Origin of the sequence: Streptomyces sp. NPDC102441, from assembly GCF_044765585.1 — a bacterium.
Lineage (GTDB): Bacteria > Actinomycetota > Actinomycetes > Streptomycetales > Streptomycetaceae > Streptomyces.
This window is the reverse complement of sequence record NZ_JBIWKH010000013.1, coordinates 105,431-128,485: the sequence shown is the minus strand read 5'-3', so window position 1 is coordinate 128,485 and position 23,055 is coordinate 105,431. Positions and strand designations below refer to the sequence as shown.

Here is a 23,055-nt window from a genome sequence, read left to right as displayed (position 1 = left end):
CGGCGGGGTTACAGCCCCATCCCGAACCACCTGTTCATGACCACCGTTCGAATTCGACGTCGAGGCGCACATCGGTGCGCACCCAGACTTCGCCATCGTCGGCCTCGGCCGGGGCGTCGACTCGTTCGAGACCGAGAAATCCGATCAACATGAGCAGTTCGGCTCGTTCAGCTCGGTCATCGTCGACATCATGCGAGTCGAAGAAGACGTAGTACTGGTTGCTCGGGTCTACGATGCCCGAATCGCCCCAGATCCGGGCGACTTCTTCGACTGCCGCGGCTTCGGTCGTGATGGTGGCGGCGCGGGTAGCACCGCGAGTCTCCGGCGACGCGTCGAGATCCGAGAACCACTGGCCGAAGCGGTTGAGACCGGCATATCCGTTCTCGAAAAACAGCATCGCGCTCGGCAGGTAGCGATTGGCCCTGTCGACCTGGAGGTATTCCGGCCGAGGCCGATCCGCCACCTCGATCCGGGCGATCACACCTTGAACCGGCATGAGTACCAAGCTTTGGCCCGCCGGTTCATCCGCGATGGTGTAGGTGTCGGAATCTCGATTCCGGAAGAACTCGGAGAATGCTTCGTACGCTTCCTGAGGGTCGCCTACGGAGACCCGCTGGTCGTTGCCATCACCGACAGCGAAGACGAACTGTTTTGGTCCGGGAATGTAAGGGCGAGCCATGTGAGTCCTTCGTTCACGTGTGGCAACTTCGCCAGCGTAGTCGCATCGGAGCAGACGGACCTGCCGCTGCCACGTCCCGGGCACCGTGAAGCCGCCGGCGTTCCCCGCCCCTTGCGTATGGCCGCGGCAACCGCGCTGGTGACGGTCAGCGGCGGCCGGTGGTCAGGGTGACGAGGAACTGACCGCCGCCCGGCTCGATGCCGGCGGTCACCGGCAGCCCCGGTACGAGCCGGGAGAACCGGTCCACCAGCCAGTCCGCCGCCTCTTGGGCGTCCCGCTCGGTCGGGCAACGGCCCACCATCTCGCGGCCTCCCTTGCGCTCCAGCCTCCCGGCAACGGTGATCAGCGGCGCGGGTTCGACCACGTACAGGCGCTCCGGCCAGGCGATGACCACCTTGACCGCGCCCTTGCGGGTGTTGCATCCGCGGTGCGCGAGCCGCTCGGCGACCTTGGCCTTCCGGTCGGCGGTCCGGCTGTCGACGCTCGGCCCCCGCGGGTCGTTCACCGACTCGCCCGGGTCGACCGCTTCGTCACACACCCAGCACCGCCAGCCGTCGCGCTCGGCCACATCATCAAGGAGACTCATCCGAGCAAACTAGCCTGCCCGGCCGCCACCCCGCGCACCAGGGCCACGGCAAGGTCTCAACACCGGCCGACAAGGTCGAGCAACGTCGGGTCGACGCCGACGAAGTGCACGTAGGCGGATTCGGGCTCTGCCTGCGACAGGAAGCCGACCAGGAAGGCCGCAACGTCGCCACCGTCGCGTTCGACCAGAAAACTGGTGGTGGTGAAGTGCAGCCGGGCAGCAGCGACGCACGTTCAGCCGACCCCGCCCCCTCTTGAGGCCGTCCCATCGCCGAGCCGCTGCACACCTGTTCCTGCACGAATACGCTCGCGCTCGTCAGCAGCGGGATCCGGTTGCGGACGGCAATGCCTCGCCCTGGGGCCCCAGGGCGAGGCATTGGCCGATCGCTCGACGAAGTTGCGGTAGTCCGCCTCACTCGTCCAGTGCACGGCAGCAGGGATGATCAGCCGGCGATGGTGGCGAGATCGCCGGGTTCGTAGGCGCCGCCCTGGTTGTTGAGGATGACGCCGAGCCGGTTGGTCGCGTTGATCATGGCGATCAGGGAGACCAGCGCGATGGTCTGGTCGTCGTCGTAGTGCTTGCGGACCTGTGCCCAGGTCTCGTCGGCGACGCCCTCGTGGCTGTCGATGATGCGGGTGCCCTCCTCGGTGAGGGCCAGCGCGGCCCGCTCGGCCTCGGTGAACACGGTGGAGTGACGCCAGGCGGCGACCAGGTTCAGCCGGGCCGCGGTCTCGCCGGCGGCCGCCGCGTCCTTGCCGTGGATGTCGACGCAGAAGCCGCAGCCGTTGATCTGGCTGGCGCGCAGCTGCACCAGCTCCTGGGTGGGCTTGGGCAGCGACGACTCGTGGATCACCTGGCTCACGGCGAAGATCCGCTTGCCGATCCTGGCGCCGGTCTCGTTCGCGAAAAGGTTCATACGGGGTTCCATCACAGCGTCCTCGCTTCTGGAATCGTGTGCCGCGGCCGTAGCCGCAGCGTCCTGATGCTCATAAGGCGCCGGCCGCCCCGGCCCTGTGACAGCACGGCGGTGTGACGAAGACCACCGGACTTCTGTGTCACGCGACAGCGCGGAGCGGCGACTTGTGCGCGACACGGAGAAGGAAATCGACAGGCAGGAGCGGACGATGGACGAGCACACCGGGCAAACGGCCGACGTGAGCGGGCACAGTCCTCATACCGGGGGCACGGACCCCGCCACCGAGGCGTTCGTCGCCCACCGAAACCTGCTGTTCACCGTCGCCTACGAGATGCTCGGCTCCGCCTCCGACGCCGAGGACATCCTTCAGGAGACCTGGATCCGATGGGCGGACATCGACCAGGACACTGTTCGGGACTCGCGCGCCTTCCTGGTCCGCATCACCACGCGCCAGGCGTTGACCCGGCTGCGCACGCTGCGTCGACGCAAGGAAACCTACGTCGGCCCGTGGCTGCCCGAGCCCCTGCTCACCACGCCCGATGTCGCGGAGGACATCGAGCTGGCCGACAGCGTCTCCATGGCCATGCTGCTCGTGCTGGAGACGCTCGCGCCGACCGAGCGCGCGGTATTCGTGCTGCGCGAGGTCTTCGAGCTGGGGTACGACGAGATCGCTCAGGCCGTCGACAAGACCCCCACCGCGGTCCGGCAGATCGCCCACCGCGCACGGGCGCACGTCGCGGCGCGCCGACCGCGCGAGGTCATCTCCCCCGCCCGGACACGCAAGGTGCTCGCGGCCTTCCAGCAGGCGGTCGAAACAGGCGACTTGCGGCGCCTGCTCGACATGATCGCCCCCGACGTAGTGCTGCTGACCGACGGCGGCGGGGTCGTACAGGCCGCGCTGGAGCCCGTCGTGGGAGCCGAATCGGTGGCTGACGTGCTCACCAGGCTCACCTCCGTGACCTTGCAGCCGGCACAGGTGAACGGCTGCCCCGCCCTGATCCTGCGTACGGGCGGCGAGATCGACACCGTCCTGGCGGTACGCCACGAAGGCGGCCTCATCACAGGGCTCTACGCCGTCCGGAACCCCGAGAAGCTGTCACGCGTCGACCGGGAGACCACAGTGAGCCGCTGAGAGCCCGCCCGATCCGCCTCGGGCGACCTGGGGCGGTGTGCGGGATCCGCGCGAGCGGGCCCGGGCGCCGGTCGGATGGGGCAGAGGGAGTCAGCTCAGGGGCGAGGCCGGTTCGGGTCGGTGTACTCCGCGGGGCCGGTATGCCCGTGCGTCGGACGTCGTCGACCGCGAGGTCTTCCGCTTCGGCGAAGGACATCTGAACCGGCCCACCCGGCCGGAACCGGGGATCGAGGTGGATGAGAAGGTCGTACGGGCGGCCGATGGGAAAACACCGGACTGGCGTGGCCCGATCTGGCGCCATCCGGATGGTTCCTTCGCCGAGTGGTGAGCGGCCGCACACTGTCCTGCTCGCCACACCGCCCCGCTGTCCGTACCGGACGCACATCTCCAGTCACCACCTCACGGAGCAGTTGACCCACATGGACACAGACGATTTCACCACCAGGCTGCGCCGGGACCGCCTCGTCGCGATCGTGCGAGGCCGCGACGCCGAAGCCTCGCTGCGCACAGTTCTGACCCTGGCGGAGGAGGGCATCGGGCTCATCGAGGTCTCCCTGAACACGGCAGACGCCCTCACCGTCATCTCCCGAGCGGCCGACGCCGTCGACTCCTCCATCGCGATCGGGGCGGGGACCGTCGTCACCGCTGACGATGCCCGGCGTGCCCAGGAAGCGGGCGCGACCTGGATCGTCACTCCCGCGCTCGGCAGCGGATTCGAGGAGGCCGTGGCCCGGCACCTGCCCGTGCTGGCGGGCGCGCTGACCCCGTCCGAGGCGGTCGCGGTGAGCACCGGAGGCGCGAGTGCCGTCAAGCTGTTTCCCGCCTCACTGGGCGGCCCCGCATACCTGCGCGCACTGCGCGACCCCTTCCCCGACGTGCCGTTCGTACCGGTCGGGGGCGTTGACGCACAGGCAGCCGCGGAGTACTTCGCGGCGGGGGCCGTCGCCGTGGGAGTGGGCAGCCCGCTCGCCGGTGACGCACCGCACGGCGGCGACCTGAGCGACCTGCGGAAGCGGGCGAAGGACTTCCTGAGCGCCTGCCGAACGGAGGGACGCTCGTGAACTCCCCGGCCGTCGAAGTCCTCACCTTCGGTGAGGCCATGCTGTCGCTGCAGACCGAGGGGCCGCTGGGAGCCGGGGGTACGGCGCGTACGACGGTGGCGGGGGCCGAGTTCAATGTCGCGGTGGGCATGGCGCGGCTGGGCCACCGCGTCTCGTGGGCCGGACGCACCGGCAGGGACGAGCCGGGCCGGCTCATCCTTCGCACCTTGCGCGGCGAGGGGGTCGAGACCAGCCACGCCACGATGGACCCGCAGGCGCCGACCGGCGCCATGCTCCGGGAGCGCCGCGTCGCCGACCTGGCGCGCGTGCACTACTGGCGCTCAGGATCCGCCGCATCCCGCCAGCAGCCCGAGGACCTGGCCCCGGCACTGGAAGCGGGGGCCCGCATCCTCCACCTGACCGGCATCACCTGCGCCCTGGGAGAGGGCCCTCTGGCAGCGGTGAGGACCGCTGCCGCGTACGCCGCCGAGCACGGCTGGACGGTCACCCTCGACGTCAACCACCGCACGCGGCTGTGGAGCCAGGAGGCCGCCACAACGGCACTGCGCCCCCTGCTCCCCTACGTGGATGTCGTGATCGCGTCCGACGACGAACTTCCCCTGCTCTTCGCCGCCCCCGGGACGTCCCCGGAGCGAGGGGAAGCAGACCTGATCGCGGAACTGTCGGGGCGGGCATCGGAGAAGTCGTCGTCAAACGCGGTGCGGACGGCGCCGACCTGTACCTCCCCGGGGCGGCCCCGGTGCGCGCGGCCGCCCGCCCGGTGCCGGTCACCGACACCGTCGGTGCGGGCGACGCCTTCTGCGCCGGGTACTTGTCCGGCCTGATCGACGCCCTCGATCCCGATGCCAGGCTCCAGCGTGCCACCACCACCGCGGCCTTCGCCGTCGCCTCCAACGGCGACTGGGAAGGGCTGCCGCACCGTGACGAACTGACCCTGCTGGAAGCGGCCCCCGGCAGTGCCCTTCGCTGATCCTGCCCGAGTGAACACGTGGGAGTACTGGTTCACGACGATGCCGGCGAGGTAGGAGGTGTTCCCGTCGGCGACCGCTTGCGCGACCGTCCGGGTCACGACATCGCTGGTGGACCGGACCGGACCGGACCGGACCGGACCGGACCGGCGTAGCGTCGGCGGTACCGCACGCGGCCAGGGCCGGGGCGGCCGGCAGGCTCTGCGGCCGAGGCCGGTACGGAAGCAGGGCCCGGACCGCGACGCGGTCCGGGCCCTGCTTCCGTACGGTGCCGCCCTGCGGTGGCGGGCGCGTCAGCTCTGTGCGGCGGCGTCGCCCGCCTGCCCTGCGCCCTTGGATGCGCCTGCCTTCTCGCGCATCTTGCGCACCAGCTCCGCCTTCTGGTCGGCTGCACCCTGGCGGTCGAGGTTGCGGTGCGGACCATTGTTCTGCCGTTCGGCGCGGGACAGCTTCTTGCGCTGGCCGCCGCCCATGCCTACGGGGTTGTTGATGTTCTTGCTGACGGTCACGGGTTCTCCCGGTAATGATGTGAAGTGATCTGCGGATTCATCGGTGAGGGACGGGCGGCGACGTCCGAAGGACGTCAGCAGGGGCCCATCACGCTCTCACTCGTAAATCGGCGCCTGGAAGAACATGACAAAGACGTTACCCCGTTCTGTCGGCCCCGCGCACCAACCCTTTCGCCGCCCGGGCGAGAGCACCGGAACGCGTCGATGGGCGCGTAGGCCAGTTCGGACTCCGTGGGGAGCTCCCGGAAACGGCGGGTGTCGGCGGAGACGGCGTACGCCGTGACGAAGCGTGTGCGGAGCGGGGCGGTCAGTGCGGCGACGGCGGCCTCGTTCCGAAGATCGACGGTATGGACCACCTCGTTCGCGGCCTCGGCCTGGAGCGGCGTGGTCCTGCTGGCACACGGTCTGCTGGCACGCCGGGCCGCCCGGCGCGGCACCGGAGGAAGGCTGCCCGTGGGTGCCGGTGCCGGTGCCGGTCTGCTGCTGGTGGCCTCGGCGGGTGCGGTGACCGTTTTCGCCACCGTCGACACCACCGTCCGCGCTGCTGAAGGCGGGTCCTCACAGTGCGCCCGATGGCCCGGCCGGGACGGCCTGGTCTGCAGGGTGCAGGTCGGGCCGGTCCCTCAGCTGCCTGCGGGAGTTGATGCCCAGCTTGCGGTAGATGTTGCGCAGGTGGGTGTCTATGGTCCGTGGGCTGAGGAACAGCCGGGCGGCCACCTCTTTCGTCGTCGCACCGGTAGCGACCAGCCGCGCTATGTGCAGCTCCTGCATGGTCAGCTGGTCGCGGGCGTGATCGGTGCGGCTGCGCGCCGTCTCGCCCGTGGCGCGCAGCTCGTCGGCTGCGCGCCGGCCGAACGCCTCGAGCCCGGCGCCGGAGAACAGCTCGTGCGCGGTGCGCAGGTGGAATCGGCAGTCCTGCCTGCGGCCCTGCCGCCGCAGCCATTCCCCGTACAGGAGGTGGGCCCTGGCCCGGTACGGGAGCATCGGCGTGCCGGCGAGGTGGTCGATCGCCTCCCGGTAGTCGTTCTCCGCTCCCGTCACCAGCGCTCGCGCGTAGGCGGCGATCCCCAGGCCCGACGGGGTCCCACAGGCCTCGGTGCGTTCGGTGAGCGACGCCAGCGCGGCGACGGCGGCGGCCTGCTCGCCGCAGCGTACGGCGGCCTCCACCAGCTCCGGCAGGGCGAACCCCGCGGTGAAGAGCTCCCCGTCGGCGGTGGCACGTCGTGCGGCGGCCAGTGCCTCCTGGTATCTGGCCGAGCCGTTGTTGAGCACGGCGCTCGCCCAGTGGACGTTGGAGACCACCTGTCCCGTGGCGGGGGCCGTCGCCATGACTGCTTCGAACAGCGCGGTCGCCTCCTCGCGGCGTCCGCGCATCGCGGCCAGCTGCAGCCGGTGGTAGATGACCGGAGGCGCACCGGTCGCGTCGGCGATGGCCTCCTCCTCCGCGATCGCGGCCATCGCCTCGTCGAGGTCGCCGGTGAGCGCGGCGGCGGAGGCGGCCTGCGCGAGACCGAGCCTAAGGACGAGCGGCGATCCCGACTCACGGCCGTTCTTCAGCAGCCACTCGATGATCCGCATATGGGCATCCGGGTCCCACAGCTCGGCCGCGAGGATGGTCGCGAGTGCGGGATGCCGGGTCCACAGGGGGCCCTCCGCCCCGTCGAGGGCCTCCCTGATGAGGGGTACGGCCGCCCGGTGCCCGTTCGAGGTCAGGATGTCCAGCGCGTCCAGGATGTCCGGTGGATGTGGCGGCGCGGACTTCGCCTCGGCGAGGACCACGTCCATCACACCGTTCGCGCGTCCGACGAGCAGACTCATCTCGAGCGCTTCCAGATAGCTCTCCCGGGAGCGTTCGGGGTCCAGGAGCGCGAGCCGCCGCGCGGCGCGCAGCATCCACGCCGGCCCCTCGCTGTCGTCGGCCCGGGCCAGGGCGATCCGGCCCCGCAGCAGGTCGGTCTCCGCCCGCTGGAACGTGTCAAGACCCGAGACCCCCGCTGTCCTGAGCAGCGTGGCCGCCTTGTCGGTGGCGCCCGCGTCGAGGTGGGCGCGCGTGGCCGCGAGGGTCCGTTCGAAACGCTGTTCGGCGTCGGGAGACAACTCCGCCGCGCGTTCGAGAAAGGCGGCCGTGGCCACCGCACCACCACGCGCCCGCGCCCGGGACGCCGAGCGCTCCAGCTCGGCGGCGACGTCCTCGTCGGGGACGGCCGCGGCCTGGGCGCGATGCCACGCGCGCCGGTCGGGGTCGGCGACCGGATCGGTGACTTCGGCGAGCACACGATGGGCCAGCCGCCGTTCGTCCGCCGCGGCGGCGTCGTACGCCGCGGTCCGCGCCAGGGGGTGGTAGAAGCGCACGCGGGTTCCGAACTCGACCAGTCCGGTGGCGGTGGCGGCCGTACCGGCGGTCGGCAGGTCGATGTCCAGACGGCGTGCGGCGGGCCAGAGCAGCCCGGGATCGCCGGTCGGGTCGGCACCGGCGATCGTGAGCAGGAGTCGCGCCTGTGCGGGCAGACCGGAGAGCGTGGCCCGGAATTCGTGTCCGACCCGGGTCGGCACCGAGGTGAGCCGCGGCGGGGCGAACCCACCGGCTCTGGGCAGGGCGACCAGAGCAAGTGGGTTGCCCCGCGCCTCGTCCACGAGCCGGTCACGCACCTGTTCGTCGAGCGTCTCGTGGCTCTGCGCGGCGAGCACCGCCCGCGCGTCGGCGTCGCTCAGCCCGTCGACGCTCAGGCTCGGCAGGACGTCCAGATCGCCTGCCTCGCACGGCAGCCGGACGCTGAGCACCATGGCGACCGACTCCGCGGAGACGCGCCGGGCGAGAAACGCCAGCGCCGTCGACGAGGCCGCGTCGAGCCAGTGCGCGTCGTCGACCACACAGAGCACCGGGCGCTCCTGGCCCGCTGCCGTCAGCAGCCCCAGGGTCGCCAGGCCGACCCGGAACACGTCCGGTGTCCCGGACGCCAGGTCGAAAGCGATCCGGAGCGCCTGGCGGTGCCCGGCGGGCAGCTCGGTCAGGTGCCCCAGCAGCGGAAGGAAGAGCTGGTGCAGTGCGGCGAACGGCAGCTCCGCCTCGATCTGGGACCCGCTCGCGCGGAGCACGCGGAATCCGGACGCCGCCCCTTCCGCGTGCTTCAGCAGCGTGCTCTTGCCGATCCCTGCCTCACCACGCAGGACCAGAGCGCCGCCCCGGCCTGTCCGTGCCGCGCCGATCAGCTCCTGGAGGCGCTGTGTCTCGTACTGCCTGCCGAGCAGCGGACCGTGAGTGGGAGCCGACGTTTGCACAGCGCGTACGCTACAGCGCGCAGGTGATCCAGCCGGTCCAGGGTCGTCCAGCCGTCAGGGACGTCCAGCGCTCCGGGGACTTCAGGCGTGGTGGTGTGTCCGCGGCACGACTCCGACCTTCTCGCCCTCGCCCAGGACGACGAACTGGCCCATCATTCCCTCGTCCTCGTGCTGCAACAGATGGCAGTGGTACATGTACGGCGTGTTCGGGTCGGTGTGGCCGCGGAAGCGCATCGCCAGCCGGTAGTGCTTTCCCTGCGCCAGCAGGACGGTGTCCTTCCAGCCGCGCAGGTGTGGTTCCGGCTTCCCGCCGTCGACCGTCAGCACCTGGAACTGCACATCGTGGACGTGGAAGTTGTGCAGGAAACCGTTGTCGTTGACCACGTCCCACACCTCGACGGTGCCCTCGCGGACACCGAAGTCGATGCGGTCCATCGCCATCGACCGGCTGTTGATCTGGTCCGACGCGAGCACGAAGGAGCGTTCCCGCGCGGCCTTCTCGCCGGCGAGGTCCGGCGCGACGCCGAGCGCGGCGGGGATCTCTGCGCCGTCGGACAAGGTGGCCGCGGCCCGGAACCGGCAGATGTCGAGACGGTCGTCGAAGCCGTCGACCCGTCCCAGGTTGCCGCCGTACTCGGACGGGTAGGAGCGCAGCTCGACCTGCTCTCCTGGCTTGAAGGCCACCACGATCTCGGCGCGTTCCCCCGGCGAGAGGTACAGACGCTCGGTGTTCCACGGTCTGGCGAGCAGACCACCGTCGGTGGCGACGAGCGAGAACGTCCGGTCATCGGAGAACCCGAAGTTGTACAGGCGTGCGTTCGAGCCATTGAGCAGCCGCAGCCGTACGAGCCTGGTCGTGACGTCGACGTACGGACCGATCGTGCCGTTGACGAGCACCTCGTCACCGATCACGCCCAGCGAGCCGCCCAGAGGCACCCGCTCCTCGAACTGGTTGTCCCCGTCGAACGCACGGTCCTGAACGATCATCGGGATGTCGTCGACGCCGTACTCGGACGGCAGTTTCGACACCTCGGTGTCCTCGTCGTCGATGATGAACAGTCCGCCGAGGCCCCGGTACATGTGGTCGGCGGTCGAACCGTGCATGTGCGGGTGGTACCAGAGCGTCGCGGCGGGCTGGTCGATCGCCCACCGCGGTCGCCAGGTCTCTCCGGCCGGGACGACCTGGTGTGGTCCGCCGTCCATGGCCGCCGGCAGGCGCATCCCGTGCCAGTGGAGCGAGGTCTCCTGATCCAGGCCGTTGCGCACGGCGAACTCGACCTTCTCGCCGCGCGCAACGCGGATCGTCGGACCGAGGTATGTGCCGTTCACACCCCAGGTGCGGGTGGCCGGCCCGGCCTTGAACCGGGTCCTGCCCGACTGGATGCCGAGCGTGAAGACCCGGGCACCCGACGTGCTGGTCTTCGATTCTGCCAGCGGCGGGATCGACAGGGCCTTGTCGAAGGCGATCCGGCCGACCGTGTCCTGCTTCGCGACGGCGTAGTAGACACCGTAACCACCGCCGGTCAGGACGATCGGGCCCCCGATGCCGAATCCGAGGGCCTTCAGCGCTGTGCGTCGTTTCATGGGGACACCGTCCCGCGCCGGAGGGCCCTTTCGCGTCGGCGTAAGTTGCGTAGACCCCGGATTCCGCCGACAACTCTGACGGCAGTTCACGCGCGCCTCCCGGCCGGGAACCCCTTGGCGTGCAACGGCGTTGACTGGTGTTGCGGGGAGGGGTGAGGAGACTGAGACGGTGAAGCAGAAGCGTACGCGGGATCCGTGGCGGCTGTTGCTCGTCGAGGACGACCGGGAGCTGGCGGCCATGCTCTCCGAAGTGCTGTGGGAAGAGGGGTACGCGGTCGACGTGGCGGCCGACGGCCACCGGGGACTGCATTTCGGCCTCACCCGGCAGTACGACGTGCTCGTCCTGGACCGGCGCCTGCCGGTGCTGGACGGCATCGACCTGCTGGGCCGGCTGCGGTCGAGCGCGGTCCGCACACCGGTGCTGCTGCTCACCGCGATGGGCACCGTGCACGACCGGGTCGACGGGCTGGACGCAGGCGCCGACGACTACCTGGTGAAGCCGTTCTCCCTCGACGAACTCAGCGCACGGTTACGGGCGTTGCGCCGTCGTGCATTGGACGGTACCGATGTGCTGAGGATCGGTGCGGGCCATCTGCACGTCGGTCACCGGGAGGTCGGGCTGGCCGGCGGGGAGCGGATCACCCTCGCGGCCCGGGAGTTCGAGCTGCTGTGGGTGCTCGCCTCGCACCCGGACACCGTGTACTCGCGGGAGCAACTGCGCCGGACGGTGTTCCAGGAGGCGTCCGCCTCGTCCCTCGTCGACACCTACGTCTACTACCTGCGCCGCAAGCTGGGCCGGCGGGTCGTACGCACGGTCCGCGGAGTCGGTTACCGGCTGGGGGCGTTGTGAAGTCCTCGGCGGACGCGGAGTGGGCGGCGGTGCGCAGGGCACGGCTGCGGATCGCCGTGATCACAGGCGTGACCATCACGCTGCTGATCACGGTCGTCGGCGGTGTCTCGTACGGGCTGATGGTGGAAGCGCAGAACGAACAGGTGCGGCGGGAGCTGCACTACGGCGCGGCATACGGCGACCTGTCGAGCCCGCCCGTGTGCACCTGGCTGTACGCGCCCGGCGCGACTCCACTGGCGAACGCCCCCTCCGGTTTCCCGGTGCGGGCCGACGTGGCCCAGGTGCTACGGACCCACGAGCCCGTGGAGCGCACCGTACGGCGCGACCACACGGAGTATCTGGTCCGTACGCAGCTCCGGCTGGACGGGAAGCCCGTGCAGGCGGTGTTCGACCTGCGCTTCCAGCTGGCCGACCGGGACCACCTGTGGACCGCGCTGGGCGTCGCCGAGCTGGTGGGGCTGCTCGCCGCGGCCGTCACGGGGGTGGTCCTCGGGCGCAGGGCCGTGGCGCCGCTGGCCATGGCGCTCGCCCGGCAGCGGCGGTTCGTCACCGACGCCAGCCACGAGCTGCGCACCCCGCTCACCCTGGTGTACACGCGGGCCCAGGTGCTGGTGCGGCAGGCGGCCGCCGAGGAGCTGCCCGGCCCGCATCGTGAAGGGCTGACCCGGCTGGTCGGATCGGTCGGCCGGCTCGGCGATGTGCTGGACGACCTGCTGCTGTCGGCCAGCCTCGCGACGGACCCGGCACGCCGGTCGGAGCACCGCCCGGTCGATCTCGTGGCGCTGGCCAGGGCAGTGGTCGCCGAGGAGTCCGACCGGGCACGCGAGGGACGCCTCACCGTCGTCGTGGAAAGCCCGCCGCATCCGCTGTCCGTCGACGGTGTCGAGTCCGCGCTGCGCCGCGCCGTCGGTGAACTGCTGTCCAACGCGATCAGCCACACCCCGGCGGGCGGGCGGATCGAGGTGATACTGACCCGCTCCGGCGGCACGGTCGAGCTGGCGGTCTCGGACACCGGGCCCGGCTTCGACATCGCCGGGGCGGAACGGCTGTTCCAGCGCTTCCACCGCGTCGGGGAAGGCGGCCGGTACGGGCTGGGTCTCGCGTTGCTGAGGGAGGTTGTCACGCACCACGGCGGCACGGTCGCCGCAGCCGGCCGGCCGGGGAGAGGTGCCCGGTTCACCATCACGTTCCCGGAGTGCGGTCCCCGGCCCGCCCCCGGCCCGGCACGTCCGGTAGGGGCAGGTCGCGGGTGGCGAGCAGGTGTGCAGCGGCGCGTACATCCGCGTCCAGCGGACGGTCCGGATCAACGGGCGGGATCAGGTCGATGAGGGCGTCGAGGAGCTCGGCGCACCCGGGGGCGGTGGGACGCCGGGCGCCGACATGGACGGTCTGGCGCAGACCGAGGGCGAGCGAGCCGCACAGCAGACCGAGCAGTTCCGCCATGTCGTAGGAGCGCAGGGCCGCCTGGGTCCCGAACGGTACGACGTCCTGGTTGTGCAGGTTCGTGGGCAGGCTCTGCATACCAGCAGGTGTCGCGGCCCGGCGGATCTCCGCCACGAACGCGGTGGTGGCCAGCTGCACGCCCTGCAGGCCGTGCTGGGCGCCCGGCACGGTGGCGAGCATCGGCGGCAGGCCACCGTTGCGTGCCGGGTCCATCAGCAGGTCGAGCTGGCGTTCGGCCAGGTTGCCCAACTGGGCGGTCACGGAGGCGAGCAGGTCGGCCGCGAACGCGGCGGGCTGCCCGAAGAAGTTCCCACCGTGCACCACCTTGCCCTTCCCGGCCATCCCCTTCTCCGCGTCGTCGTGGAAGAACAGCGGGTTGTCGCTGACGCCGCCGAGATCTGCGGCGACCACACCGTCGACGTAACGCAGCGCGTCCTCGGCCGCGCCGAGCAGCTGCGGGGAGCAGCGAATGCTGTACGGCTCCTGCAGCGGCCGGGTTCCGGAGGGGCTGGTGCCGGTGAGCGTGCGCCGCATGTGCGCGCCGACGTCGATCGCGCCGCTGTGTCCGTAGGCGCGCAACAGGTCCTCGTCGAGGAAGCCGGGGTCGCAGCCGAGGAGGTCGGCCAGCAGGCAGGTGAGGTCCATGAGCGAGCGGTGAGCCGCCCGGACGGCGTCGTGGGCCAGTGCCGTTGCTGCCGTGGTGACGGAGGTGCCGTTGACGAGAGCGAGGGCGTCACGGCCGTCCAGGGCGAGCGGGCGCAGCCCGGCGGCGGTCAGAGCCGCGGCGGCGGGCATGCGGCGGCCGTCCACATAGGCGTGTCCCCGGCCGCGCAGCGCCTGTGCGGCGTAGGCGAGTGGAATCAGGTCTCCGCTCGCCCCGACGGATCCGTAGCGGGGGACGGCTGGCACGAAGGTCGTGGCGAACATCGCGGCGAGCCGGTCGACCACCTCGGCGGACACGCCTGAGAGCCCCTGGGCGAGGGACCAGGTACGCAGCAGGATGGCGGCGCGGCAGATCTCCTGGGGCAGGTCCGGCCCCTGGCCCGCGCCGAGGTGCGCCAGGGTGTTGTCGCACTGGTCGGCCTCGTCGGGGCGGCCCGCGTAACCCACGAGCGCGCCGAAGCCGGTGGTGGCGCCGTAGATCGCGGGGGCCTCGCCGCTGTCGCCGTGCCGCAGGTCGTGGAAGAAGCGGCGGCCGCGGTCCAGGCGCGACCGGGCCGCGTCGTCCACGGTGACGGTGAGCGGTGCCGCCGCGCGGAGCAGAGCGGCGGAGTCCAGAGGGCCGGTGAGTGAGACGCTGTCCGTGGTGGTGAGCACGTCCGGAAACGTAGGCGGGGAATCTCAGAGCGCTCTGAAATCCGGTGGATAGCTTCCGGAGCATGACCCATGACTATCTGATCATCGGAGCGGGGCCTGCCGGACTTCAGCTCGCCGCTTTCCTGGAGCGGGACGGCGCGGACTACGTCGTTCTGGAGCGCGGCAGTGGTCCGGGCACGTTCTTCACGCGGTTCCCCCGGCATCGCTATCTGATCTCGAACAACAAGGTTCACACCGGGTACGACGATCCGGAGCTGCGGCTGCGGATGGACTGGAACTCCCTGCTGAGCGACGATCCGGAGCTGCTGTTCACCCGGTACAGTCCTCGCTACTTCCCGCCGGCCGACGACCTGGTGCGCTACCTGTCGGACTTCGCCTCCGGGACCGGGGCGCGGGTGCGGTACGACACCGCGGTCGAGAGGGTCTCCCGCGATGACGAGGGGTTCGTCGTCACCGACCACACCGGCAAGGAATGGCGGGCCCGGCGTGTGGTGACCGCCACCGGGATGCCGCTGCCGAACCTGCCGTCGGTCCCGGGCGTCGAACTGGCCGAACGTTACGACACGATCGACACCGATCCGGAATCCTACACCGACCAGCGGGTGCTCATCATCGGGCGGGGCAACTCCGCTTTCGAGACGGCCGAGAACCTGATGGAGACCGCGGCGGTCATCCACGTCGTCGGTTCGGGCTCGCTGAAAATGGCCTGGCGCACGCATTACGTGGGACATCTGCGCGCGGTCTACAACAACTTCCTGGACAGCTACCAGCTGAAGTCGCAGAACGCCCTCCTCGACGGCCGTGTGCTCGCCATCCACCGGGACGCGGACGGCTTCCGTGTCCCGGTCGCCTTCGAGCGGGCCGACGAGGTGGTCAAGGACCTTCGCTACGACCGGGTGATCGTCGCGACCGGATTCCGGTTCGACTCCTCGGTCTTCGACGACACGTGCACGCCGGACCTGATCGTCGACGGCCGTTTCCCGGCGCTGACGCCGATCGGCGAGTCCGTCAACGTGCCCGGCCTGTACTTCGCGGGAACACTGATGCAGGGCCGTGACTTCAGGAAGTCCACGACCGGCTTCATCCACGGCTTCCGCTACGCGGTGCGGGCACTGCACCGTGGGCTGCGGCAGCGCCATGACGGCGTGCCCTGGCCGGTGACGGAACTCGGCGACGCCACGGAGCGGGCCGTCGACGCGGTGATCACACGCGTCAACCGGTCCTCCGCGCTGTGGCAGCAGTTCGCCGTCCTCGGTGACCTGCTGCTGCTGGCCCCGGACGGCACGCTGAGCTACGCCGAGGAGGTTCCCGTCGACCACGTGCCGGACGCGGTGCGCGCCGGGGACTTCGGCGAGGCCGACGCGTACGCGGTGATCACCCTGGAGTACGGGGCGGGCCACGACTCGGTGGACCCCTTCGACGTCTCCAACGGCCGCAAGTCCCAGCAGGACGTGGCGGGCCTGGACGGCCGCTATCTGCATCCGGTCGTCCGCTGGTACCGGGACGGCGCGTTCGTGGCCGAGCACCACATCACCGAGAATTTGGAGAACGAGTGGGACGACGAGGAGGTCCACCGCGCCCCGCTGCGTACCTTCCTCACCGCTCACCGGAGCCCGGCCGCCCCGGTGGCGTCGTGACACTCCGCGAACTGCACGAGACGGCACGGAAGATGCTGGATCCGGTTCCCTACGACTATGTGGCGGGCGGCGCGGGAGAGGAACGCGTCCTCGCCGAGAACGAGCAGGCGTTCGACCGGTACCTGCTGCTGCCCAGGGTGCTGTGCGGCAGCGAGGAGCGGGACACCGCCGTGGATCTGCCGGGCGGCCGTCGGGCGGCGCCGGTGGTCGTCGCACCGACCGCCTTCCACCGGCTGGTCCATCCGGACGGCGAACGGGCCACGGCCCGTGCCGCCGCCGCCGAGGGCGCGGTCATGGTGACGGGGACGGCGGCGACCACCGCGGTCTCCGAGGTCGTCGCCGCGGCGCGCGAGGCGGCCGCGGACCCGGCCGTGTGGTTCCAGCTGTATCTGCATCCGCGCCGGGAGGTCACCGAGGCGCTCGTACGGCGTGCCGAGGAAGCGGGCTGTACGGCGCTGGTGGTCACCGTCGACTCGCCGGTGTTCGGCCGGCACACCAGGGACCTGCGCAACGGGTTCACCGACCTTCCGCCCGGCCACGCCGCGGAGAACATGCGCGACCTGCCCGGCGCCGGACCTGGCGCGCTCACCGACATCCCCATGTCCCCGGCGGTCCACTGGCCCGACTTCGCCGAGACCGTGCGCAGCACGTCACTTCCCGTGCTGGTCAAAGGCGTACTGCATCCGGACGACGCACGGCTCGCCGTCGAGCACGGCGCCGCCGGTGTGATCGTCTCCAACCACGGTGGCCGCCAGTGCGACGCGGTGCCGGCGACGGTGGACTGCCTGCCCGCGATCGCCCGCGTGGTCGCGGGCCGGGTGCCGGTCCTGCTCGACGGCGGGGTACGCCGGGGCAGCGACGTGGCCGTGGCGATCGCGCTGGGCGCGACGGCCGTCGGCGTGGGACGCCCCGTCATGTGGGGCCTGGCGGCCGAGGGGGAGGCGGGTGTCCGGCGGGTCCTGGCGACGCTGCGCGACGAGTACGACCACACCCTCGCCCTGTGCGGCGGGCGCCGGAACACCGATCTGACGGCCGGTTCGGCCGTCCGGAAGGGTGGGACGTGGTGAGGAGCCGGACGGGAACGGACACGTGGTGGGTGCCCCGCGCCGTGGTGGCGCTGCGGGTGCGCATCTTCGAGAAGGTGAACGGCGACCGTGTGGTGACCCTGCCCGGCACGGCGCACGGGCCGGAGGTCTTCGAGCGGGTCTACGCTCACCCGGCCGCTGACGGACGGAGCGAGGGGGCGGGCCTGTCGGATCTGTTCTGGTACTGGCTGGCGCCGGGGCCGGAGGTGCACCAGGAGCACCTGGAGCCCGGCGAACGCTACGAGGACGTGGCCGCGACGACGCGGCGTATCGTCGCCGGCAGCTCGGCCGGACTCACGGCGGCGGCCGGCCGTGCCGTGGCCGGTGCGCTGGACGCGGTGCCGGACAACCGCGTGAGCCTCGTACGGCTGCGGGATCTGGTGATGCCCGCGTGGGCCGCGTTCTGCTACGAGCTGGTCTTCCAGGAGCCGTGCCCCCCGCATGCCCGGGATCTGATCACCGCGCACGCCGATGACGTGATCACCGCTCTGAAGTGCACCGGTCTGCGCCATCCGCGGCGCCGCGCCCGGCTGACCACCTATCTGCGCGACCGTGTCGCGGCCGGCGACGTGGCGCACCCGCTGCCCGCCTCCCTGTCCCTGCAGGAACAGGTGCACTACCTGCAGGGGACCTTCTTCAACACGGCGGTCGTCCAGCTGTCCGAGGCGACCGCACACGTCCTGCTCGCTCTCGCCCGCCACCCCGAGGTGCAGCACCGCCTGGTGGCGGATCCGGAGGACGACCGGTACCTGACGCAGGTGCTCGACGAGACGATGCGGCTGTACCCGCTGTTCGGCATCGCCCACCGCATCACCACGGGCGAGATTCCGCTCGACGACGTGACCGTGCTGCCGGCCGGATCGGTGGTGTGCTTCAACTACCCCGACTACCACGCCACCGGATACGAACGGCCCGACGAGTTCGACCCTGACCGCTGGACCGACCTGGCCACCAAGGACGTCCACCACATCCCGTACGGCATGGCGGCGAACCGCCCCTGCCCGGCCTGGCGGCTGTCGCCGCTCGTGCTGCGCGCCGCGGTCCGCGAGGTGCTGCACCGGTACCGGCTGGACTCGACGGCATCGCAGACCCGCTCCATTCCGCACCGGGCTCCCTGTCTGCTGATTCCACGCGGCCTGTCCCCTCAGCCCCGTCGCCTCCACGCGTTGCGGGCGTTCGTCCGGCTGCGGGACGGGGTGGAGGACGTGACCCGGGGCGTGCGTCAGCTGGTGCTCGGCACGGTCATGGTGCTGCATGCCCGTCAGCAGCGTCCGGCAGCACGCTACTTCGAGGAGGGGCGGGCCGGGGGCTGTCCGGTCCGCCACCCGGAAGGATGGAACGGATGACACGCACGGAGCCCGGCCCCGGGACCGCGGTGGGCCTCATCTCCCACGAGCCGCGTCCGGTCCTTCACGTGGTGGGGGACTGACCTTGCCCGAGCAATCAGCATCGCTGATACCCCGGCCCCTGATGTTCTGGACCGGTGTCGCCCTCACCTGTGCCGGCGTCGCCCAGCACCTGTGGATGTTCATCGATTCCGCGTCCATGGGATTCCACATGGCCATGATGGGCACGTCGTGGGTGATGTGGGGCGCCATGGCCTCCATCCTCGTGGGCGTGGTGATCTCCGGGTTCGCGGTCGTGCGGCGTCCCGGAGTCGGTCCTGCGGCCGGCCCCGATCCGGCCAGGACCACCCCGGCGAGCCGGCGGCGCCTCATCGCCGTTCTGAGCTTCGCGCTGATGGTGGACCAGATGAAACCCGCCACTCTGGCGTTCATCCAGCCCGGCATGCGTGCCGAGTTCCACCTCAGCGCCGCCGAGGTGTCATGGCTGCCCACAGTGGCACTGAGCGGCACGGTAGTGGGATCACTCGTGTGGGGCCGCGCCGCGGACCGTATCGGGCGCAGGGCCACGATCCTCATCGCGTCCCTGCTCTTTCTCGGTACGACGGTGTGCGGCGCCATGCCGACCTTCGGCGGCATCCTGGTCATGTGCTCGTTGATGGGGATGGCCGCCGGAGGCATGCTGCCGGTCGTCTACGCCCTGATGACCGAGAGCCTTCCACCCGGCCGACGCGCCGCCATCATGGTGCTGCAGGCCGGACTCACCACCACCGGCGGCTACATGGCGGCCGCCGGACTGGCCGCTGTGCTCGTCCCGCTGGCCGGGTGGCGCGTTCTCTGGTTCGCCCAACTGCCGCTCGTCCTGATCCTGGTCGCGCTGAACCGTTGGATTCCGGAATCAGCCGCCTTCACCGCCCGGCAGGCGCAGCCCGGGCACGTCCCCGCCTCCACCCTGTTCAAACGCCCTCAGACGGCCAAGACGCTGGTCGTCAGCGGCTACGCACTCGCATGGGGTCTCGTCTACTGGGGTTTCATCACGTTCCTGCCCAGCCAGCTGGAGTCCTCGGGCCGGCACGGCATGTCCGCGGCCACGCTGCTGTTCGTCTCGTCGCTGCTGTCCATCCCCACCTGCGTGGTGGCCGCCTGGCTCTACATGCGCTGGTCGGCGAGGGGCACCATGGTCGTCTACGCGGCCCTCACCGTCGCGGCGCTGCTCGCTCTGGCCGTCGTCGGGATGGACGGCAGCCGGCCCGTCCTCCTGACCGCCGTGATGCTGCTGTTCGCCGGAACCGCCGGTGTCATCGCCCTCATCGGCCCCTACACGGCCGAGATCTACCCCATGGCCATCCGGGGGACCGCCGGCGGCTGGGCCGCGGCCGTCGGCAAATCCGGCGGAGCCTTCGGGCCACCTCTCATCGCCATGATCCTCTCCGCTCCGGGAGGCATGCGCACCGCCGCGGTGTTCGTCGCGGTGCCCATGGCCGTGGCGGGAATCGCTGTCGCCGCCCGCGGGAGCAGCCGGCCGGCCGCTGCCCAGGACGAGGACGCCATGCAACTGGATGCCGAACTCGACGATCTGGTGCGCAGCGAAGCCGTCCCCGCCGACAGGACCACGACGACAACGCCCCTGCCGGAGAAGGGAGGTACGGCCGGCTAGATCCCGGCTGCGAGACGCCGTCTGTCCGGCTTCCCCGCAGGCGTGAGCGGAACCTCTCCGATGAGGGTGAGGCGGGTCGGAGCGCACGCCTCACCCAGGTCCGCCGTCACCAGAGCGCGGAGTTCACCGAGGCCCGGGGTGTGGCCTGCCGTGGGTACGACGAACGCGTGGACGGCCTCGCCCGTACGGTCGTCGGGGACAGCGACGACGTACGCCTCGGCCACCGCGGCATGACGGGCGAGCAGCCGCTCGACAGGTCCGGAGTAGTACACCTGGGCGTTGACGATGACCACGTCGCGGGTCCGCCCGGTGAGCCACAGCCGGCCCGAGGCGTCGAGCCGGCCGAGGTCGCGGGTGCGCACCCAGCCGTCGCTGAACACCTCTGCGGTGAGGGCGGGTTCCTGCCAGTAGCCGGAACTCTGCGACGGGGTCCGGACGAAGACCTCGCCGTCGGTGCCGTGCGGGACCGGGCGGCCGGAGCCGTCCCGGATCTCCAGGTCGACGGGCGGCACCCCGAGGGAGCCGGGCTGTTCCTCCGGCACGGCCATGGAGATCATGCCTGTCTCCGTCTGTCCGTAGCCGTGGAAGACGACCGGGCCGAGCACCTCGGCGGCCTCGCGCAGCCGTCCTGGCTCCAGCGGTGACCCGGACACCATCAGTGCGCGCAGACCGCCGAGGTCCACGGGCGACTCACGCTGGCTCGCCACGAGTTTCGTCAGCCGGGCCACCGTGATGACACTCGCGGTCGCCCGGTGCCGTACGAGGGCATCGGGAAAAGCCGGCGGGTCGGCGGTGACGAGGGTGCCCCCGGCAGACAGTGCCAGCAGCCCGTACTCCATCATCACCTGGCTGGCCAGGGTGCCGAACACCAGGAACCGGTCCAGACGCCGGGCGAGCTCACGGATGGCGGGCGGCCGGCGGTCCGGCCGGAGCGCCCAGCCCGCGGTCAGCGCCGCATAGGTCTGGGCGCACGCCTTGGGGACGCCGGTGCTGCCGCTGGTGTGCAGGAGCCGGGCGACGTCCCCGGGCCGTGCGGAGACCCGCGGCCGGCTGCCGTCGTCCGCCGTGGACAGCAGCTCGTCGACCGCCAGGACGAGCCGGCTCCCACGCGTGGCCGGGCCGTCGGGGCCGTCCGTGATCCATACGCCGATGTCCCGCACGAGATGGCCCTGCTGACGCTCCGTCAGCCCCGGCGGGACGCCGACGACCCGGGCTCCGACGACATGGGCGGCGATGATCGCGGCAAACGCCTCGGGGCTGACCTTCAGCAGCAGGGCGAGGCCGTCGCCGGGTGCGACGCCGTGCAGCCGCAGCCCGTTCGTCGCGCACCGCACCATGCGAAGGAGCTCCGCTCCCGACACGTACCGGCCGGCGTGCTCGAACACCGGGCGGTCGCCCGCCGCGTCGAGGATGTCGAGTACGGCGCCGGGGAACTGCTCAGTCAAGGCACTCCTTCACGAAAGCGGTGAGCGGCTGCCGGTGGATCGCCGCGAGGTTCCACTCGTTCTCGAGGTTCTCCGCCAGGTGATGGGTACCGGTGAGCACGCCGTCCCGGTAGTGGCGGACCACGGGATGGAGATATATGGAGTCCATGGCATGGTCGACGTCGTTCTCGACGACGCGCGGGACGCCCACGTCGAACGGATCGGTCAGGTCGTGATCGGGTCCGTACTCCAGGTCGATGACGAACCGGTGCGCGGCGGGCCCGAGACCACCGTCGGTGATGTAGTCGAGCGGGACCTCCTCCTGGTACGCGGCCCGGCCGTCCTCCACGCCCACCACGTCGCCGAGGAACCCGAACTGCTGCCAGAGGCCCGACGAGCGGTTGACGCGGGTGATGACAGCGTCCGCGATCGCCTCCGGCGACACGGTGAGCGTCCGGGCCGGCCAGGGCGTGTCCAGATGCCGGGCGCCGAGGATGCGGTGCAGGGCGCGCGTCCCGTAGCGGAATCCGTGGATGAAGCCGCTGGTGGACTTCTTGAAGTCCCGCTGCTGCGTCACGGTGCCGGCGAAGTAGAGGTCCGGTACGTTCACCGACTCGAAGGCGGAGGTCTGCTCGGGGAACCGGTCGTTGATGACGAGCGCTGGGCGGCAGGTCTCGTCGAAGACGGACGCGTCGAAGCGGAAGCCGGTGCACGCGATGATCCGGTCGTAGTGCAGCTCGCGGAGCGGCTCCGTGGTCCGGGTGTAGCGGAGCATCACCCGGAAGCCGCCGTCCCCGGACTTCTCGATGCTTTCCACGATGCCGTCGAGAACCGAGTTCTGCGACTTGAGCTGGTAGGTGTCCAGGAAGTTGTTGTTGACCGCGCGCAGATGCCCGACGTAGTGGGTCTTCCAGGCGAGTTTGACCGAGTGCGGGCCGGCGACGTGGATCACCGCGGCCTTCTCGATGAGGGAGTCGGCGGTTTCGAACGCTGAGTTCCCCTTGCCGATGATCAGCACCCGCTGATTGGTGAAGGAGGCCGGGTCGGGGTCGAAGGTGTCGTACCGCTCGGCGAGTTCGATGCCCGGGACGGGTGGCTCGTTGAACCGGGACAGGCCGGTCGCCACGACGAGGCGCCGGGCCCGCCAGGTACGGCCGCCGCGGTCGAGGACGGTGAAGACACCGTCCGCGCGGGATATCCGTACGGCCTCGGTCCCGTACTCGACGCGGATGCGGGTCCGGTCCGCGAAGTCGGTCAGATAGCGCACCCAGTCGTCCGCGTGCGGGAAGTAGCGCTCGCTGTACCGGGTGAAGAGCAGATCCGGGTCGTCGCTGAGCAGCGAGTTCCAGTCCATGCGCAGGTTGAGTTCCGGGTCCGTGAAACCCGTGTTCACCTTGTTGTTCGAAATCATCTGCCGATGACGGGGATACCGGGTGAAGAAAGTCCCCGGCCCACTCCCGCGTTCAAGAACGGCATAGTCGCACCCGTCACGCTCCAGCAGAGAGGCAAGTTGAAGTCCGGCCGGTCCGGCCCCGATGATGAGGAAGTCGCGCACCATGGGCCGGGACGTTAGTGACGTGAAATC

The 23,055-nt window shown here is 70.8% G+C and carries 18 protein-coding genes and 2 pseudogenes; 11 read left to right on the top strand and 9 right to left on the bottom strand.

The annotated features are described in order from the left end of the window. Nucleotides 1-34: 34 nt before the first annotated feature. The 3 genes from ACIREO_RS27170 to ACIREO_RS27160 form a co-directional block, all read right to left on the bottom strand. On the bottom strand, nt 35-679 hold the full coding sequence (locus ACIREO_RS27170; RefSeq protein WP_404114756.1) for a hypothetical protein: 645 nt from the start codon (nt 677-679) through the stop codon (nt 35-37). 145 nt (nt 680-824) lie between these two features. Continuing rightward, the gene (locus ACIREO_RS27165; protein WP_404114755.1) at nt 825-1,265 is read right to left on the bottom strand and encodes a hypothetical protein; all 441 of its coding nucleotides are present in this window, start codon (nt 1,263-1,265) and stop codon (nt 825-827) included. 442 nt (nt 1,266-1,707) lie between these two features. Then, complete coding sequence (locus tag ACIREO_RS27160; protein ID WP_404114753.1) at nt 1,708-2,193, bottom strand: carboxymuconolactone decarboxylase family protein; 486 nt, start codon at nt 2,191-2,193, stop codon at nt 1,708-1,710. 196 nt (nt 2,194-2,389) lie between these two features. Between ACIREO_RS27160 and ACIREO_RS27155 the strand changes: the two genes are divergently transcribed. From ACIREO_RS27155 to ACIREO_RS27135, 5 genes and pseudogenes are all read left to right on the top strand, one after another. Next, nucleotides 2,390-3,313: an RNA polymerase sigma-70 factor gene (locus ACIREO_RS27155; protein WP_404114751.1), complete on the top strand. Its 924-nt coding sequence runs from the start codon at nt 2,390-2,392 to the stop codon at nt 3,311-3,313. A 157-nt stretch (nt 3,314-3,470) separates the two neighbouring features. Continuing rightward, nucleotides 3,471-3,641 (top strand): annotated as a pseudogene (locus ACIREO_RS27150) (D-galactonate dehydratase); the annotation flags it as partial. A gap of 91 nt (nt 3,642-3,732) precedes the next feature. Further along, entirely contained in the window at nt 3,733-4,374 is a 642-nt protein-coding gene (locus tag ACIREO_RS27145) for a bifunctional 4-hydroxy-2-oxoglutarate aldolase/2-dehydro-3-deoxy-phosphogluconate aldolase (RefSeq protein ID WP_404114749.1), read from the top strand. After that, on the top strand, nt 4,371-5,198 hold the full coding sequence (locus ACIREO_RS27140; RefSeq protein WP_404114748.1) for a sugar kinase: 828 nt from the start codon (nt 4,371-4,373) through the stop codon (nt 5,196-5,198). Before ACIREO_RS27145 ends, ACIREO_RS27140 begins: the two co-directional genes overlap by 4 nt. Further along, a complete protein-coding gene (locus ACIREO_RS27135) occupies nt 5,090-5,344 on the top strand; it encodes a PfkB family carbohydrate kinase (RefSeq protein WP_404115086.1) in 255 nt (84 codons plus the stop codon). Before ACIREO_RS27140 ends, ACIREO_RS27135 begins: the two co-directional genes overlap by 109 nt. Nucleotides 5,345-5,635: 291 nt before the next feature. On the opposite strand, the gene ACIREO_RS27130 is transcribed toward ACIREO_RS27135, so the two are convergent. From ACIREO_RS27130 to ACIREO_RS27120, 3 genes are all read right to left on the bottom strand, one after another. After that, nucleotides 5,636-5,851 carry a DUF6243 family protein gene (locus ACIREO_RS27130; RefSeq protein ID WP_404114746.1) on the bottom strand — a complete coding sequence of 72 codons (216 nt, stop codon included), beginning with the start codon at nt 5,849-5,851 and terminating at the stop codon, nt 5,636-5,638. Between the two features lie 558 nt (nt 5,852-6,409). After that, nucleotides 6,410-9,130: an AAA family ATPase gene (locus ACIREO_RS27125; protein ID WP_404114744.1), complete on the bottom strand. Its 2,721-nt coding sequence runs from the start codon at nt 9,128-9,130 to the stop codon at nt 6,410-6,412. 81 nt (nt 9,131-9,211) lie between these two features. Next, nucleotides 9,212-10,714 (bottom strand): multicopper oxidase family protein, encoded by a 1,503-nt coding sequence (locus ACIREO_RS27120; protein WP_404114743.1) that lies wholly within the window; start codon nt 10,712-10,714, stop codon nt 9,212-9,214. Between the two features lie 169 nt (nt 10,715-10,883). On the opposite strand from ACIREO_RS27120, the gene ACIREO_RS27115 reads away from it, so the two are divergent. Beyond that, nucleotides 10,884-11,564, top strand: coding sequence for a response regulator transcription factor (locus ACIREO_RS27115; RefSeq protein WP_404114741.1), 681 nt, complete (start codon nt 10,884-10,886; stop codon nt 11,562-11,564). Between the two features lie 119 nt (nt 11,565-11,683). After that, nucleotides 11,684-12,700, top strand: a pseudogene (locus ACIREO_RS27110) (sensor histidine kinase); the annotation flags it as partial. 46 nt (nt 12,701-12,746) lie between these two features. On the opposite strand, the gene ACIREO_RS27105 reads toward ACIREO_RS27110, so the two are convergent. Next, on the bottom strand, nt 12,747-14,324 hold the full coding sequence (locus ACIREO_RS27105) for an aromatic amino acid ammonia-lyase (RefSeq protein WP_404114739.1): 1,578 nt from the start codon (nt 14,322-14,324) through the stop codon (nt 12,747-12,749). 62 nt (nt 14,325-14,386) lie between these two features. On the opposite strand from ACIREO_RS27105, the gene ACIREO_RS27100 reads away from it, so the two are divergent. The 4 genes from ACIREO_RS27100 to ACIREO_RS27085 all read left to right on the top strand — a co-directional run bounded on the left by ACIREO_RS27100 (nt 14,387) and on the right by ACIREO_RS27085 (nt 20,046). After that, the gene (locus tag ACIREO_RS27100) at nt 14,387-15,961 is read left to right on the top strand and encodes an NAD(P)-binding domain-containing protein (protein WP_404114738.1); all 1,575 of its coding nucleotides are present in this window, start codon (nt 14,387-14,389) and stop codon (nt 15,959-15,961) included. After that, nucleotides 15,958-17,028 (top strand): alpha-hydroxy acid oxidase, encoded by a 1,071-nt coding sequence (locus ACIREO_RS27095; RefSeq protein ID WP_404114736.1) that lies wholly within the window; start codon nt 15,958-15,960, stop codon nt 17,026-17,028. The genes ACIREO_RS27100 and ACIREO_RS27095 overlap by 4 nt, the downstream gene beginning before the upstream one ends. Then, nucleotides 17,022-18,392 carry a cytochrome P450 gene (locus ACIREO_RS27090; RefSeq protein WP_404114734.1) on the top strand — a complete coding sequence of 457 codons (1,371 nt, stop codon included), beginning with the start codon at nt 17,022-17,024 and terminating at the stop codon, nt 18,390-18,392. Before ACIREO_RS27095 ends, ACIREO_RS27090 begins: the two co-directional genes overlap by 7 nt. A gap of 124 nt (nt 18,393-18,516) precedes the next feature. After that, complete coding sequence (locus ACIREO_RS27085) at nt 18,517-20,046, top strand: MFS transporter (RefSeq protein WP_404114732.1); 1,530 nt, start codon at nt 18,517-18,519, stop codon at nt 20,044-20,046. Here ACIREO_RS27085 and ACIREO_RS27080 read toward each other — a convergent pair. Together ACIREO_RS27080 and ACIREO_RS27075 are read right to left on the bottom strand one after the other, a co-directional pair. After that, nucleotides 20,043-21,491 (bottom strand): class I adenylate-forming enzyme family protein, encoded by a 1,449-nt coding sequence (locus ACIREO_RS27080; RefSeq protein WP_404114730.1) that lies wholly within the window; start codon nt 21,489-21,491, stop codon nt 20,043-20,045. The two genes, ACIREO_RS27085 and ACIREO_RS27080, sit on opposite strands and share 4 nt — an antisense overlap. Beyond that, nucleotides 21,484-23,028, bottom strand: coding sequence for an NAD(P)-binding domain-containing protein (locus tag ACIREO_RS27075; RefSeq protein WP_404114728.1), 1,545 nt, complete (start codon nt 23,026-23,028; stop codon nt 21,484-21,486). The genes ACIREO_RS27080 and ACIREO_RS27075 overlap by 8 nt, the downstream gene beginning before the upstream one ends. Between the last annotated feature and the right edge of the window lie 27 nt (nt 23,029-23,055).

Excerpts from the sequence above, each read along its gene's own strand:
- ACIREO_RS27170 (WP_404114756.1), bottom strand. The coding sequence starts at position 679 with ATGGCTCGCCCTTACATTCCCGGACCAAAACAGTTCGTCTTCGCTGTC.
- ACIREO_RS27165 (WP_404114755.1), bottom strand. The coding sequence starts at position 1,265 with ATGAGTCTCCTTGATGATGTGGCCGAGCGCGACGGCTGGCGGTGCTGG.
- ACIREO_RS27160 (WP_404114753.1), bottom strand. The coding sequence starts at position 2,193 with ATGGAACCCCGTATGAACCTTTTCGCGAACGAGACCGGCGCCAGGATC.
- ACIREO_RS27155 (WP_404114751.1), top strand. The coding sequence starts at position 2,390 with ATGGACGAGCACACCGGGCAAACGGCCGACGTGAGCGGGCACAGTCCT.
- ACIREO_RS27145 (WP_404114749.1), top strand. The coding sequence starts at position 3,733 with ATGGACACAGACGATTTCACCACCAGGCTGCGCCGGGACCGCCTCGTC.
- ACIREO_RS27120 (WP_404114743.1), bottom strand. The coding sequence starts at position 10,714 with ATGAAACGACGCACAGCGCTGAAGGCCCTCGGATTCGGCATCGGGGGC.
- ACIREO_RS27100 (WP_404114738.1), top strand. The coding sequence starts at position 14,387 with ATGACCCATGACTATCTGATCATCGGAGCGGGGCCTGCCGGACTTCAG.
- ACIREO_RS27085 (WP_404114732.1), top strand. The coding sequence starts at position 18,517 with ATGTTCTGGACCGGTGTCGCCCTCACCTGTGCCGGCGTCGCCCAGCAC.
- ACIREO_RS27075 (WP_404114728.1), bottom strand. The coding sequence starts at position 23,028 with ATGGTGCGCGACTTCCTCATCATCGGGGCCGGACCGGCCGGACTTCAA.